Annotated in this window: 13 protein-coding genes; 2 read left to right on the top strand and 11 right to left on the bottom strand. The window is 61.1% G+C overall.

All coding sequences use genetic code 11. The features are described 5' to 3' along the window. Positions 1 to 43: 43 nt before the first annotated feature. The 7 genes from M2360_RS23360 to M2360_RS23330 all read right to left on the bottom strand — a co-directional run bounded on the left by M2360_RS23360 (position 44) and on the right by M2360_RS23330 (position 8770). A complete protein-coding gene (locus M2360_RS23360) occupies positions 44 to 1954 on the bottom strand; it encodes a methyl-accepting chemotaxis protein (protein ID WP_280777793.1) in 1911 nt (636 codons plus the stop codon). A gap of 65 nt (positions 1955 to 2019) precedes the next feature. Further along, positions 2020 to 3828 carry a methyl-accepting chemotaxis protein gene (locus M2360_RS23355; RefSeq protein WP_280777792.1) on the bottom strand — a complete coding sequence of 603 codons (1809 nt, stop codon included), beginning with the start codon at positions 3826 to 3828 and terminating at the stop codon, positions 2020 to 2022. A gap of 85 nt (positions 3829 to 3913) precedes the next feature. After that, the gene (locus M2360_RS23350; protein WP_280777791.1) at positions 3914 to 5593 is read right to left on the bottom strand and encodes a methyl-accepting chemotaxis protein; all 1680 of its coding nucleotides are present in this window, start codon (positions 5591 to 5593) and stop codon (positions 3914 to 3916) included. A gap of 48 nt (positions 5594 to 5641) precedes the next feature. Next, a complete protein-coding gene (locus M2360_RS23345) occupies positions 5642 to 6121 on the bottom strand; it encodes a chemotaxis protein CheW (RefSeq protein ID WP_280777790.1) in 480 nt (159 codons plus the stop codon). Next, positions 6121 to 8103 carry a chemotaxis protein CheA gene (locus M2360_RS23340; protein ID WP_280777789.1) on the bottom strand — a complete coding sequence of 661 codons (1983 nt, stop codon included), beginning with the start codon at positions 8101 to 8103 and terminating at the stop codon, positions 6121 to 6123. The genes M2360_RS23345 and M2360_RS23340 overlap by 1 nt, the downstream gene beginning before the upstream one ends. After that, entirely contained in the window at positions 8100 to 8468 is a 369-nt protein-coding gene (locus tag M2360_RS23335) for a response regulator (RefSeq protein ID WP_280777788.1), read from the bottom strand. The genes M2360_RS23340 and M2360_RS23335 overlap by 4 nt, the downstream gene beginning before the upstream one ends. Then, positions 8468 to 8770, bottom strand: a complete 303-nt coding sequence (locus tag M2360_RS23330; RefSeq protein WP_280777787.1) for an STAS domain-containing protein — start codon at positions 8768 to 8770, stop codon at positions 8468 to 8470. Before M2360_RS23330 ends, M2360_RS23335 begins: the two co-directional genes overlap by 1 nt. 365 nt (positions 8771 to 9135) lie before the next feature. Here M2360_RS23330 and M2360_RS23325 point away from each other — a divergent pair, with 365 nt between their 5' ends. Continuing rightward, the gene (locus M2360_RS23325; RefSeq protein ID WP_280777786.1) at positions 9136 to 10872 is read left to right on the top strand and encodes a chemotaxis protein; all 1737 of its coding nucleotides are present in this window, start codon (positions 9136 to 9138) and stop codon (positions 10870 to 10872) included. A gap of 44 nt (positions 10873 to 10916) precedes the next feature. Here M2360_RS23325 and M2360_RS23320 read toward each other — a convergent pair whose 3' ends face one another. The 4 genes from M2360_RS23320 to efp form a co-directional block, all read right to left on the bottom strand. After that, positions 10917 to 11396, bottom strand: coding sequence for a GNAT family N-acetyltransferase (locus tag M2360_RS23320; RefSeq protein ID WP_280777785.1), 480 nt, complete (start codon positions 11394 to 11396; stop codon positions 10917 to 10919). After that, entirely contained in the window at positions 11393 to 12115 is a 723-nt protein-coding gene (locus M2360_RS23315) for a ParA family protein (RefSeq protein WP_280777784.1), read from the bottom strand. The genes M2360_RS23320 and M2360_RS23315 overlap by 4 nt, the downstream gene beginning before the upstream one ends. 131 nt (positions 12116 to 12246) lie before the next feature. Next, entirely contained in the window at positions 12247 to 12918 is a 672-nt protein-coding gene (locus M2360_RS23310) for a hypothetical protein (protein ID WP_280777783.1), read from the bottom strand. Between the two features lie 142 nt (positions 12919 to 13060). Then, entirely contained in the window at positions 13061 to 13630 is a 570-nt protein-coding gene (gene efp / locus M2360_RS23305) for an elongation factor P (protein WP_280777782.1), read from the bottom strand. 141 nt (positions 13631 to 13771) lie between these two features. Between efp and epmA the strand changes: the two genes are divergently transcribed. Then, a complete protein-coding gene (gene epmA, locus M2360_RS23300; protein WP_280777781.1) occupies positions 13772 to 14827 on the top strand; it encodes an EF-P lysine aminoacylase EpmA in 1056 nt (351 codons plus the stop codon). The last annotated feature ends 131 nt before the right edge of the window (positions 14828 to 14958 follow it).

The following is a 14958-nucleotide window of genomic DNA, read 5'->3' as shown; positions in this document are numbered from 1 at the left end:
GGGCGGCGACGCGCGTCCCTGGCGCGTCGCCGCCATGTTGAAGTTAAGCGCTGGCCCTGAAGTCCTCGTCGGTTTCGTCAGGTCCGCCCTGGTTTAGATTGAGCGTGAAGCCTTTTATGCGTTGTTGCTGCGCCTTGACGCCCTGAGACGCTGATGCGCGGCGCTGTTGGGCATTTGGAGCCTGAACCGCGCCGCTCTTCGCGGGCGCGCCTCGGTGGTTCTGCTCCACCTTGAAGAAGGCGATGGAGGTCTGGAGTTCCTCGGACTGGGCGGCCAGTTCCTCTGACGTTGCGGCCATTTCCTCCGACGCCGACGAGTTCTGCTGGGTGACCTTGTCGAGTTGCTGGATCGCCTCGTTGATCTGGCTTGCGCCGATATCCTGCTCGCGGCAGGCGGCGGAGATTTCGGAGACCAGTTCCGCCGTCTTGCGGATATCCGGCACCAGGCGCGACAGCATCTCGCCAGCCTGCTGGGCGGCCTTGACCGTATCTGACGACATTTCCGAAATTTCGGCGGCAGCGGACTGGCTGCGTTCGGCGAGCTTGCGCACTTCCGAAGCGACGACGGCGAACCCCTTGCCATGCTCGCCGGCGCGGGCGGCTTCGACGGCGGCGTTCAGCGCCAGCAGATCGGTCTGTCGGGCGATTTCCTGGACGATGCCGATCTTCTGGGCGATGGTCTGCATGGCGGCGACGGCGCGGTTGACCGCGTCACCCGAGCTTTCCGCGTCCTGGGCCGACTGGCGGGCGATCTTTTCGGTCTGGGCGGCGTTGTCGGCGTTCTGCTTGATGTTGGCGGCCATTTCCTCCATCGAAGCCGAGGCTTCCTCGGCGGCGGCGGCCTGTTCGGTCGCGCCCTGCGAGACTTGCTCGGAGGAGGCCGACAGTTCCTGGCTGCCCGACGACACGTTGACGGAGGCGGCGATCGCATCGGCGACGACGCCGCGCAGGCGTCCGACCATGTTGTGGAGCGATATGCCCAGGCGATCCTTGTCCGATTGCGGCGTGATGTTGATCGTCAGATTGCCGTTGGCGATTTCCTCAGCCACCTTTGCAGAGGCATTGAGGTTGTCGACCATGTTGCGCATGGAATGGCCGAGCGTGTCTTTGTCCGACAGGATTTTGACGTCAACGGCGAGATTGCCCTTCGAAATTTCGTCCGCCATCGCCGCCGTGCCACGCAGATTGGCGGTCATCATATTGAGGACGTCGACAAGATCTTTGATCTCGTCGTTGGTCTTGATGTTGATCTCAGGATTGAGGTCGCCGAGCGCGACGGCATTGACAGCCGCAGACGCGGTCTTCAGCCCTCGGGCGATGCCCATGGCGATCCACAGCGCGATGGCGATGGACAGGACCACCAACATGCCGGCCATCCCGGCAAGAGCGTTGAAAGATTGCGCATATTGTTGATTGGTCGCCTCGTCGGTGGCCTTCAGGTCCTCTTCTATCACCTGCGTGACTTTGTCGATTCCCGTGAGGACCACATCGGTGGCTTGAGCGCCTTCGGCCATCGAAAGCCTCGCCGCTTCGGCATTGCTTTCGGTCGTGTTGAGCGTGGCGAGTTCCACAATGCGATCTTGTGTCTGAGTCATGATCGCATAATTCTTCTTGATGGCGGAGATCGGAGCTTTCAGGGCTTCGCTGGCTTGAGCTTCCAAACCTGAAAGCGCCGTTTCGGCCTGCTTTCTGCTCTCGACCAATTGCGAGCGATATCCTTCGATCGCCTTTGGATCGAGGTTCATGATCGCGTTCTTCTCGGCGCGGATTCCGTCGGCAATGGCGTCAGCGAGCGATTTGGATTCCGAAAGCCCACTCACGGGACCCTTGACCATATCTGTGATCGCTGTGTTCAAAGAAGAAAGATTGTTGATGCTCAAAATCGCCATCGCCGCAACCATCACAACGATGGCGCTAAACGCGACAGCCAGTTTAGATTTGATTGTAAACCGCATGAAAAATATTCCCCGTTGTTCATTGAACGGGCGACGCAAAACTCTGTCGCGTCGCCCGATTGAAATCAGGCGCTTGCCCGGAAGTCGTCGTCGTTTTCGTCAGGCCCGCCCTGGTCCAGGTTGAGTGCGAAGCCCTTGACCCGTTCCTGCTGCGCCTTCACGCCATGCGCGGGCGCCGAGGGGCGCCGTGTCTGGGCTTTGTGAGCCGGGGCGTGAGCCGCAGCGCGCTTGATCGGCGCAGGCGCGCCTCGGTGGTTCTGTTCGACCTTGAAGAAGGCGATGGAGGTCTGCAGCTCTTCGGACTGGGCGGCCAGTTCCTCCGACGTCGCCGCCATCTCTTCCGATGCCGACGAGTTCTGCTGGGTGACCTTGTCGAGCTGCTGGATCGCCTCATTGATCTGGGAGGCCCCGATATCCTGCTCGCGGCAGGCGGCGGAGATTTCCGACACCAGTTCCGCTGTCTTGCGGATGTCCGGCACCAGGCGGGCGAGCATCTCGCCAGCCTGCTGGGCGGCCTTGACCGTGTCTGACGACATTTCGGAAATTTCGGCTGCGGCGGACTGGCTGCGCTCGGCGAGCTTGCGCACTTCCGAAGCGACGACCGCGAAACCCTTGCCGTGCTCGCCGGCGCGGGCGGCTTCCACCGCTGCGTTCAGCGCCAGCAGATCGGTCTGGCGGGCGATTTCCTGCACGATGCCGATCTTCTGGGCGATGGTCTGCATGGCGGCCACGGCGCGATTGACGGCGTCACCGGAGATCTCCGCGTCCTTGGCGGATTGACGAGCAATCTTCTCGGTCTGGGAGGCGTTGTCGGCGTTCTGCTTGATGTTGGCGGCCATTTCCTCCATCGAAGCCGAGGCTTCTTCGGCGGCGGAGGCCTGTTCGGTCGCGCCCTGCGACACCTGTTCGGACGATGCAGACAGCTCCTGGCTGCCCGATGACACGTTGACGGAAGCGGCGATCGCATCGGCGACGACGCCGCGCAGGCGTTCAACCATGCTCTCCAGCGACAGGCCCAGCGTATCCTTGTCGGACAGCGGCTTCGGCGTCACCGTCAGGTCGCCATTGGCGATCTGGTTGGCGATCTGGGCGGTGTTGCGGAGATTGCCGACCATCACATTGATCGTGTCGACGACATCCTTGATTTCGTCATTGGTCTTGATGTCGATGTCCTGGTCGAGATCGCCGATGGCGACGGCGTCAGCGACGGATTTGATTTTCTTGAGGCCGGTGTTGATGCCCATGCCGATCCAGACCGCGACCGCGAGGGAAAACAGCAGCACGAAGCTGACAATGCCGATCAGCAGGTTGCGGGAATTGTCGTATTGGGCGTTTGTGGCTTCGTCTGTCTGCTTGAGATCGGTGGCGATTTCCTCGTTCAGGCCCGATAGCGTCGTCAGAAGCTTAGCGTTGTTGGCGGCGCCTTCGCCCATGGAGATATCGCCGGCGCGCGCGTTGCTCTCGGTGGTGTTTTCGACGGCAAGCGCGATGACCTGATCCTGGATTGGGTACCATGCAGCGGCAAGGGCGCGGAATTCCGCGATTTTCTCGCGAATGTTCGGATTCTGCTCCTTGTCGAGCTCTTTCAGCAAGCGTTCCATCGTGGCGCGGCGCTCTTTCACATCCGCGACATAGCCCTGGATCTTGGCGGGGTCAGTGTTGATGATCGCATTCTTCTCGGCGCGGATGCTGTAGAGAACCGCGTCCGAGAGATCGCTGGAATTGCGAAGATTGGCGGCAGGGCCCTGGATGATGTCCGTGATGGCTGTGTTGAGCGACGACAGATTGACGATCGCCATGAAGGCCATGACGCCCGTCAGGAGGATCACCAGCGAGAAGGCGGTTGCTAGTTTTGCTTTGATCGTAAAGCGCATTGGTCTTGCATCCTTGAATGCGTTGGTTGTCGTCCCAAAATCCAGTGCCCGGGGCCGCCTGGGGCGGCCCCGGACTTGCGCAGCCTCAGCCTGCGGCGCGGAATTCTTCGTCGGCGCTGTCGGGACCACCATGGTTCATGTCGAGCGCGAAGCCGCGCAGACGAGCCTGCTGTTCCGCCACGCCCAGCGAATTCCGTTTCGCTGCCGGTTTAGCGACTGGTCGGGCGATCGCCGCAGGGGACTTGCGGACGGCGGACGCCTTGTTGTTTTCCCGCGAGCTCTCGACGCGGAAATAGGAGATCGAGGTTTGTAGTTCTTCCGACTGGGCGGCGAGCTCTTCCGAGGTCGAGGCCATTTCTTCCGAGGCGGACGCGTTCTGCTGCGTCACCTTGTCGAGCTGCTGGATCGCTTCGTTGATCTGGGAGGCGCCGATGTCCTGCTCGCGGCAGGCGGCGGAGATTTCCGAAACCAGTTCAGCGGTTTTGCGGATGTCGGGAACCAGGCGCGACAGCATTTCGCCGGCTTCCTGCGCTGCGACCACCGTGTTGGAGGACATGGAGCTGATTTCGGCGGCGGCCGACTGGCTGCGCTCGGCGAGCTTGCGCACTTCCGAAGCGACGACGGCGAAGCCCTTGCCATGTTCGCCGGCGCGGGCGGCTTCCACCGCTGCGTTCAGCGCCAGAAGATCTGTCTGGCGGGCGATTTCCTGCACGATGCCGATCTTTTCGGCGATCGTGCGCATGGCGACGACGGCGCGGTTGACCGCGTCGCCCGAGAGTTCGGCGTCCTTGGCCGATTGGCGGGCGATCTTTTCGGTCTGGGCGGCGTTGTCGGCGTTCTGCTTGATGTTGGCGGCCATCTGCTCCATCGACGCCGAAGCTTCCTCGGCGGCGGCGGCCTGTTCTGTTGCGCCCTGGGAAACCTGTTCAGAAGACGCCGAAAGCTCCTGGCTGCCCGAGGAGACATTGCTCGAGGCCGACAGAGCGTCGCCGACCACGCCGCGCAGGCGTTCGACCATTGTGTTGACATGGCCCAGCAATTCGCCGATCTCGTCCTTGCCGCCGATCTCGGCGAGCCTTGTCAGATCACCTTCGGCGACGCTGCGCACGGCGGTGTTGGCGCGGTTGAGGCCGGAGGAAATGGTCTTGGAGATCCAGAAGGCGGCTGCGAGCGAAATGAGAAGCGCCACGGCGCTGATGCCGATCATGACGCTGCGCGAGGAGACATATTGCGCCTCGGCATCGGTCTCGGCGTCCTGCATGCGGCCGCTTTCGATTTCAATCAGATCATAGATGACCTTGTCGATGTCGCCGATCACGGCGCGCAGGTCGACCGTGGCCTGGGTTGCGCCGGCGAGGTCGCCTGCGGCGAGACGTTGACGCGAATAGTCGTCGCCCTTGATGAATTTATCGCTGTTTTCACGGATGGAGGCCCAGAGCGGACGTCCCTTCTCGGTGGCCAGGCCTTCGGCGACGATCAACAGTTCTTCAAAATGCTTGCGCGCCGCGTTGCCCTTCTCGATGGTGCTTGCGCGTTCTTCGGCGTCGGTCGCCAGAAGCAGGTTCTTCTGCTGGCGGATCATCTGCAACAGTTCGATGTCGATGGCCTGCGCGGTCTTCAGCCGCTCAGCGGGTCCATTCAGCACGTCGCTGATCGTGGTGTTGAACGATGCCAGCGTAAAGATCGCATAGCCGGCCGTCGCTATCATGAGAATGATGAGGAAGCCGAAGGCTACCCCCAGTTTCGTTTTAATTGTCAAAGACATAACCCAACCCCTTTTAGGTAAATTCCGGAGCCCCCGCTCCCTGCAGTGTTACTTGAAGATCGCTCTCATATTCGGCACGATGATGAAGTCGTTGCCCCGCTTCACCAGGCAGTCAATGAAATCCGGACGCCAGCGCATGCCCACCGAAGGCGGCGGCTCGCTGGCGGTCTTGGTCAAAGTGGTGACCTCGTAGACCTTGTCGGTGCGGATGCCGATCAGGACCGGCGCGCTGTCGAGATCGAGGTCCAGCTCCATCACGATGATCCGCGTGTCGTTGGTCGTCTTGCTCGACTCCATGCCGAAGGCGAGGGTAATATCCGCCAGCGGGATCACCCGGCCGCGGAAATTGATGACGCTGGCCACGTGTGGCCTTGCGCCGGGCACCGGCGTTTCCGGCACCAGATCCAGAATTTCCCGGACCCGGATGGCTTCTATGGCCAAAGTTTCACCGGCGATGTCGTAGGTCAGGACTTCGAGTTCGCTTGCGCGGTCCCAGAAGGTGCTTTCGATCTTGCGTTGTGCTTCCATCAACCTGCTGCGCGCAACTGCGCCTCCTCTAACTGGCCGGCGGCGACGAGATGGGCGACGTCCAGGATCAGCGCGACCGAGCCGTCGCCGAGGATTGTCGCGCCCGAGAAGGTCGCCACGTCGTGATGCAGCTTCGACATCGACTTGATCACCGTCTGGTGGTCGCCGATGATCTGGTCGACGACCAGGCCGACGCGCTCGGCGCCGGTGGAAATCACCACCACCTTCTGGAACGGATCGGGTTTCGTGCCGGTCTTGAACAGATCGCGGAGCCGGATGAACGGCACCAGACTGTCGCGCAGCGAAATGAAGCTGCGGCCGCGCGAGCGCATATCGTCCTCGAGCGACAGTTCGAGGCATTCTTCCACCGCCGACAGCGGGATGACATAACGACCCGATCCGACGCGGACGAGCAGGCCGTCGATGATGGCGAGCGTCAGCGGAATGTTCAGGGTGATGTCGGAGCCCTTGCCGGGCGTGCTGACGATGTTGATCGAACCGCGCAGCGCGTCGATGGTGCGCTTGACCACATCCATGCCCACGCCGCGGCCCGAGAGATTGGTCACGGTCTGGGCTGTGGAGAAGCCCGGCTGGAAAATCATCTGCAACAGTTCCTGGTCGGGAAGTTGCTGATTGGGCTGGATGAGTCCGTTCTGCTCGGCTTTGGCGCGGATGCGGTCGCGATCCATGCCGCGGCCGTCGTCGCTGATGATGATTTTCACCTCGCCGCCGGTCTGGCGGGCCATGAGCCGCACCTTGCCCGCAGCCGGCTTGCCGGTGGCGACGCGTTCATCGGCTGTTTCAAGGCCATGATCGCAGGAATTGCGCACCAGATGCACCATGGGATCGGCGAGACGCTCGATGACGCTCTTGTCGACCTCGGTGGTTTCGCCTTCGGTGACGAGTTCGATCTGCTTGCCCGTCTCATGGGCGAGATCGTGGATCAGGCGCCGGAAACGGCCGAACAACTGCGTCACCGGCACCATGCGCAGCACCATCATCGTGTCGCGCAATTCGCCGGACAGGCGTTCGATGTCTTCGGAGACGGCGCGCAGTTGCAGGTCGGCGCCGCTGGAGGCGATCTGCGACAGGCGCGACTGGGCGATAACGAGTTCGCCGACGCGGTCCATCAATTCGTCGAGCCGTTCGGCGGGAACGCGAACGTTTTCCGCCGACTTGTTCGCCTGCTTCACCTCAATGGCGGCGGGACGCGCCTCCACCGGTTGGATGGGCCTGGGCGCCGGGGCGGCGCGAGCAGCGACAGCCTTCGTCTCGGGGGCGGCGGCCTGCGCGGGCGGTTCGTCCCGGGAAATCTCCAGCTTCATCTCGTCCATGACGAAAATGAACACGTCTTCGATCGACGCCTTCGTCGCCGCGCCATCGAGCGTCACGGACCAAGCCAGGTAAAGTTCGGTCGGCTCCAGTCCATCAAGGGGAGGCGTCGCGGTGGTGTCGATGCGCACCTCGCATGTGCCGAGTTCGCGCAATTCGTCGATCAGCGGCAGAGGATTGGTGCCATTGGTCATTGCGTTGGACGGCAGGGAGAAGCGGATGCGCCAATTGCCTTTTGGCGTTTCGACGACCGGAGCGGGCGCTTCGCCGCCCGCTGCGGCCTCGACGGCGCGATGCAGGCGGCCGAGCAGGTGTTCGCTGACGACCGAATGATCCGCGCCCGGCTCTTCAACGAGAACGCGCATGTGATCCTTGGTGTCGAGAACGGCCGAAATCAGATCCTCGGTCGCCGGCACTTCACCCTTGCGCACCCTGTCAAAGGCTGTTTCGCAATGATGGGTGAATGCAGCAAGGGCTTCGAAGCCAAACATGGCGCCGGAGCCCTTGAGCGTGTGCAGACTGCGGAATACCGCGTCGACCTGGTCCTTGTTGCTCATATCGTCGAGCAGATCGAGCAGACCCGCTTCGATCAATTCTAACAGTTCCGCCGCTTCCGTTCGGAAGACGGCTATGGGATCTGGATGGCTCATTTGCCGAGCACCTTGCGCACGATTTTGACGAGATTGTCAGGGTCGAATGGTTTGGTGAGCCAGCCGGTCGCGCCAGCGGCCTTTGCCTGCTCCTTGATCGATCCATCCGATTCCGTGGTGAGGAAGATGATCGGCACGCCCATCTGGCTCGGAATCTTCCGAAGCTCACGAATCATCGTCAACCCGTCCATGACGGGCATGTTGAGATCGGTGACAATCAGATCGTAGTGACCCGAGGTCGCCTTGGAGATTCCCTCGGCGCCGTTGATCGCTTCTGTGACGGTGTATCCGGCATTGGAAAGCGCCACATTCGTGGTCAGCCGAATGCTGGCGGAGTCGTCGACGGTCAGAATATTCGCAGCCATTATTGCATTCCCTCGTGCAGCCAAAATTTTGCGTCCTCGGACGTGAGGACATCCAGAAAACCCGCCCGCTTGAGCGCCGTCTTCACAGCGTCGTTGACGGGGCGTGTAAGAGTGACGGGCTTGCCACCCGCAGAGGCGCTTTTCCGAACCGATTCAATCAGTTGCAGGAAGGACAAATCGACGTCCTCGCAATTCCTGAGATCCAGTTCGATCCGCGTGGACGAGCTGGCATAGTCCAAAAGCGCCGCGTGAATATCGCGGATATTTCGAATATTGGCTTTTGAAGGCGCTAAATAGGTCATGTCCCCACCTTTTTACTGGTGCTTTTGCGAATACATCTATTGGGGGAGCATCACAGGGAATGGCTAACGAGCGGTAAATTTATAGAAGCAAAAGTTCATAGCATCTAATGATATGCTAGTTTTAAGGGAGAATGCTAAACGGATTTTTAATAGACGATAACGATTTGTTTAAATTTGCAGGTCGTTGAAATTACTTGCGATTGGTTAAATTTAACGAGTCCTAAAATTGCATTGAAGGCAGTCGATGGAGACAATTCGGTAACCAGTGCGTGGAATTGTGGGACAACTCCTGCACGAGTTTACGCATCGTTTGCCGATTTGCCTTAAGCTTCGCTCACATATGAAATACGTTTGGGGACAAAACGTTGTTGCAAGTAAAACAGAGTAACGTCGTCTCATATCGCGTCGGTCGTGGCGACCTTGACGCGAAGCTCGCCGTTGCACATGGAAAACTCGAGAAAAAATTCCTCGAAGGCGGGGCGGTCCTGATTGCGATCTCCGATATTTTGAAGCGGCTTATCGGATCCCTTGACGGTTTGACCGGCGTGCTCGACGCGGAAGGTTCGAACGCCACGATGCAGCGCATCCTGTCCACGGCGAAGGAACTGGCCGAACTGCCGAAGTTCGAGAAGGCGCGGCTCGGCGGCTTCGAGACGCTGAAGGCGGCCTGCCAGACGATGCAGTCGAATGTCGAAGACATGCGCGAAACCATGCGCTATCTGCGCACTTTCGCGATCACAGTTAAAATCACCGGAGCCGGGATCGCCGAATTCGCCGGCTTTGCCGACGAAATCCGTGAGCGCATCCAGTCCGGCGCTCAGGAAGTCGACAGGTTCGGCGATCAGTTGTCGGCCATGGCGGCTCAACTTGCCACCGCAACCAAATTCTCGGCCCGCATTTCCCGCGAATATGGCGATGTCGTCCCCGGCGTCGTCCGCGATCTTGAGCGGGACGCCAGCGTCATCGCCGACCACCACCGGAAACTTTCCGCCATCGCCAATGATGTAAAGTCGCTGGCGCGCGCCATTCAATCCAAGATCGCCCAGGTGCTATCTGCCCTGCAGATCGGCGACATCACCCGCCAGCGGCTTGAGCATGTGCGGTCGAGCTTCGAATTCCTTGATGAGTTCAGGGCGTCCGCCGACGGCGCGGCGCTGACGGAGGAGATGAACGAGGCGCTTGACGGTGTGATCGATCGGCTGGCCGCCGCGCAGGTCGAAAGCATGGTCGACGACTTCGAGCGCGACTGCCGCAAGATCATGCAGCTGATGCAGAGCTTCGTCGACGACGCTCATTCGATCATGTCGCTGCGCGAGACGATGCATCAGAGCGGCGATCGGGGCGGCAACAATTTCCTCGCGACGCTTGAGCGCGGCGTGGCCGCAGCCAGCGGCCTCGTCGCCAATGTCGCCGAAACCAGCGCCAATGCCAACAGGGTGGCGCAATCCACCGGCGAGACGGCGCATAGCCTCGTCGACGGCATCTCCATCATCCGTGGGATCAAGACCGATATTCACTATATGGCGCTGAACTCCAATCTTCGCTGCTCGAAGCTGGGCGACGAGGGACGTTCGGTCAATGTCGTCAGCGCCGAACTGCGTGTGTTCGCCGAGAAGCTCGAAGAACCGGCCAACAACGTGGTCGACGAGCTGCAGCATTTCGAAAGCGCCGCCGACGCCTTTTCGCAATGCGCCGAAGCCACGGGCTCCGATCTCAGCGCGCCGTTGCGCGAGGCGCTGGAGGACATCCGCGCCATGTCCAAGCGCATGGAAGAAAGTATCGCCCAATTCGAGCGGGAGGGCGAGGAGGTTTTCACCAAGGTCAGCGCCGCGCTCTCCACGCTGGATTTCGAAAGCGAACTCGGCGACGTGCTGCGCGATTGCGTCGCGGTGGCTTATGATCTCGGCGCGCAGGCTGCGGGGGACGCCGCCATTCTCGGATCGTCAACCGACGCCCTGAGCGCGCGCATCTACAAGATCTACACGATGGCTTCCGAACGCGACCTGCACCGGGAATTCATGGCTGTGAATGACGTTGCCGACCAGCCGGCCGCCAAGGCGCCGGTCAGCGACGAGGATCTGTTCGACGACGCGTTGTTCTGAGCATCTCGAGACGGAGGCCCGGGAGGGCGTTTGCATGGGCTCTTTCAGAGAGCTTTGTGCATGATATGAAAGATGGTGTTGTCCCGATTGAAAGTCTCAATGGTCGTCCAGCCTGAGGACCGGTAGAGATCGGCGGCGCTGGCTGTATAAAGAGACAGGCTACGGATGCCTGCCCGATGTGCTGCGGTCTCTGTTTTCTCAATGAGCCGTCGGGCATGGCCCTTGCCGCGATGGGTGGGCGCGACATAGAGGCCTGCGAGCCAGGGATTGAGATCGCAACGATCGTCGAGATCGTCGTTGCAGAGCGCGACCATGCCGACAGGGTCACCGCCATCCAGCAATACGAAGACCGTCGGCAGCAAAGCGTCATCGGCTGCCGCTGCGCGCTCACGCGCCATCAATTCCTCAAAAGATGCATCGCCGTCACAGAAGAAGGCGTCCCAGCGCCAGGCGCCGGTAACGGCCGTCAGATCCGGCCGTTCCGATGTGGTCACGAAGCAGAGAGATGTCGTGTCCTTCGTCACGCGACCGCGCGGGGACGGGCCATGGCGACGGCGGGCTGGGCCGGGCGCACGCGATTGCGGTTTGGCACATAACCCAGCACCTCCTCGGCGAAGGCGGCGGCGTTTTCCTTGGCCTTGTCGAGATTGCTGACCCGTTCCGGGTTCATGTCGTGGAGGCTGCAGCCATAGTCGAACAGGTCGCGATAGGCCGCGCGTTCGATGATCGGCGTGTCGAGCACGCGCACCTTTCTTTCCGCGAGCATCTGCTTGACCACCTGCAAAGCGCGAGTGGTCACCATGGAGTTAACGCGGGTCAGGACCACCGAATGGGGAATGCGGATGCTGGCTTTTTCTTCAAGATATTGCAGCAGTTCCAGCACCTGGGCGCCGCCCTTGGCGTCCATGGCGCAGCCCTGGATAGGGATCAATACATGGTCGGACACGCCTAGAGCGGTGGCGATCATCGGCGAGCAGGCGCCGGGCAGGTCGAGCAGGAAGTAGTCTGTCCTGTCGCGATACAGCGTCATTTGCGACTGCAGATTGGACACGGTGACGTAGGACACGACCTGGATGTTGGCGAGCGGCGTTCCGGTCTCATGCCAGCGGCTGATCCAGCGCTGCGGATCGGCGTCAAGAATGGTGACGCGTTCACCCTGGCGGGCGAGTTCGGTGGCGAGAAGCAGTACGGCGGTGGTTTTGCCCGCGCCGCCTTTGGTGTTTGCGAAAGTGATGACCGGCATTGCTTGACGTCCTGAAACAACATTGCTTGCGCCAGCCCGATCCCGCGGCTGAAGCTCTTTTACGATCTTTGCCAATCGTGGTTAAGAAAGTCTTTCCGCCGACCTACTAGTTTGTGCAACTGCGGCTGTTTCTACCGCGCGCGCAGGCAGAAAATCTGTCGTCCGTCCGGCAGCGTGATGCGCGCTGCATCGTCACGGATCGAAAACGTCACGCCATTGACGCCATAATCCGACTTTTCGACAAACCGATCGCCTTCGGCCACGCCAATATGCACGGCATTGCGCCATTCGATCGCGCCGACGCGCGGATTGCTGTCGATCAGGGTCGCCGTCACCGGCTGGTCGATCTTGCGGCATTTCAGAACCAAGGGGCCACGCGCGAGGGGGTTTTCGACGCGCCGAATTTGCTCATGCCGTTCCAGAAGGCGATGGATGCGGCGGGCATAGGCGGCGATGATGCAGCCGCGCGTCTCCTGAGCCAGCCAGCAGTCGTTGCGCATGCGTTTCCAGCCCGCCGCGTCCGCCTTCATCGCGGCGGCTCGCTTTGGCTCGACAGTCTTGAGCGCCATGGCGTAGAGCCGGTTGGATTCGTGGTCGAGCTGAGACAATTCTCGGTCGCCGCAGATGGTTTTTTCCGCGCGGCCATCCGCCTTCGCGCAGTCGAAGGAAGGGCTGCCGGCAAGAACGGGCGACGCTCCCGCTGGCAATAGGACCATGATCACGGCGACCGCGAGCATCCCAAGCGTTGTGACGCCAGCGCCATGGAATGAGCGGTGAAACGGATTTCGAGAAACTCGGATCATTGGCGTCACCTCGGTCTTGGCGGCGCCTCCTTGTCCGGACGCCGTGTCTGGAGGTAACGCGCGAATCCTTCGGATGATCCCGCAAAAACAAAAGGCCCGCGACGGGCGCGAGCCTTTCAGATTATCGGTAACCGCAGAGCGATCAGCCCTTGGCGCGCTCGACATAGGAGCCGTCTTCGGTCAACACCACGATCTTGGTGCCGGCGTCGATATGCGGCGGAACCATGGAGCGAATGCCGTTCGACAGCATGGCGGGCTTGTAGGAAGACGAGGCCGTCTGGCCCTTGACCACCGGTTCGGTTTCCATGACTTCGAGCACCACATGGCGCGGAAGCTCCATGGCGATCGGGTTGCCGTCATGGATCGACAGGATCACGGTCATGCCTTCGGCGAGATAGGCCTTGTCGTCGCCGATCATGTCGACGGTCGCCACGACCTGGTCGTAGTTTTCCGGGTTCATGAAGTGGTAGCCTTCGCCGTCCTGGTAAAGGAACTGGAAGTTGATGTCTTCCACGATGGCGCGTTCGACCTGTTCGGTGGTCTTCCAGCGTTCGGACACTTTCACGCCGTCGGAAATGCGACGCATATCGATCTGCGTGACCGGCGTGCCCTTGCCCGGATGAAAATTCTGCGCGGTCAGAACCACGTAGAGCCTGCCGTCGATGTCGAGGACATTGCCCTTGCGGAGCTGAGAAGCGATGACCTTTGCCATAGGACTTCCTTGTAACTTGTTTGAACGCGCATTAAAGGACGGTCGAAACCGGCCAACTGCCCGCCTTTTTCAGGATGTGGCGCGCCAATAACCCGAAAACGGGCAAATTGCCAGTCTGAATCGAACACGAAGATGAGAAACATGGCCGCGACGACGCCGTCCCGTTGGTGGACGCCCGATGTGCATGCCGACCGGCGCCCCTTTCTTCTCGCCCGCAATCGCGTGCAGGCGGCCCTGCGCGCTTTCTTCGCTGGCGATGATTTTCTTGAGGTCGACACGCCGGCGCTGCAGATCTCGCCCGGAAACGAGACGCATCTGCACGCTTTCAAGACGGAGCTGATCGGCTCTGATGGCGTCGCAAACGACTATTATCTCCACACCTCGCCGGAATTCGCCTGCAAGAAGCTGCTGTCAGCAGGGGAAAAGCGCATCTTCACCTTCGCGCATGTCTATCGCAATCGCGAGACCTCCCCGACCCACCAGCCTGAGTTCACCATGCTTGAATGGTATCGGGTGGGCGAAAGCTACGCGGCGCTGATGGAAGATTGCGGGCGCATGCTGGCGCTCGCGGCCGAAGCGGGTGGAACCAAGAGCTTCACCTATCGCGGCATGACCTGCGATCCGTTCGCAGCGCCCGAGCGGCTGTCGGTGGCCGAGGCGTTCTCGCGCCATTCTGGCATCGATCTTCTCGCCACCATCGCTATGGACGGCGAAACGGATCGCGACGGACTGGCGGCGCGAGCCTCGGGGGCGGGAATCCGCATTGCCGAAGACGACACATGGTCCGACATTTTCTCGCGCATTCTGGTGGAGAAGGTCGAGCCGCATCTGGGCGAGGGGCGCGCAACCATTCTCTGTGACTATCCCGCCGCCGAAGCCGCGCTCGCCCGCCGCTCGCCTGAGGACGGCCGCGTCTCGGACCGGTTCGAGCTTTACGCCTGCGGCGTCGAACTTGCCAACGCTTTCGGCGAACTGACTGACCCAGTGGAGCAGCGCCGCCGCTTCGAGATGGAAATGGCGGAGAAGCAACGGATCTATGGCGAGACCTATCCGCTCGACGAGGATTTTCTCGCCGCGCTCGCGATCATGCCGGAGGCGTCCGGCGCAGCCCTCGGTTTCGATCGGTTGGCGATGCTGGCGAGCGGCGCCCGGCGCATTGATCAGGTGATGTGGGCACCCGTGGCGTGGGGGGCGTGATGGGGAATGTTTTTAAGGCAAGGCTGTGCTCCGCCCCTCATCCGGCTGCCGCCACCTTCTCCCCGCAGCTGCGGGGAGAAGGGCAATGGAGCGCCGTCCGTGCCACATCCTCCTTCTCTCCGCTCGCGCGG

Origin of the sequence: Rhizobium sp. SG_E_25_P2, assembly GCF_029892285.1 — a bacterium.
In the GTDB taxonomy this organism is placed as follows: domain Bacteria; phylum Pseudomonadota; class Alphaproteobacteria; order Rhizobiales; family Rhizobiaceae; genus Rhizobium_E.
The sequence above is the reverse complement of the archived record's forward strand: the minus strand, read 5'-3'. Positions and strand labels throughout refer to the sequence as shown.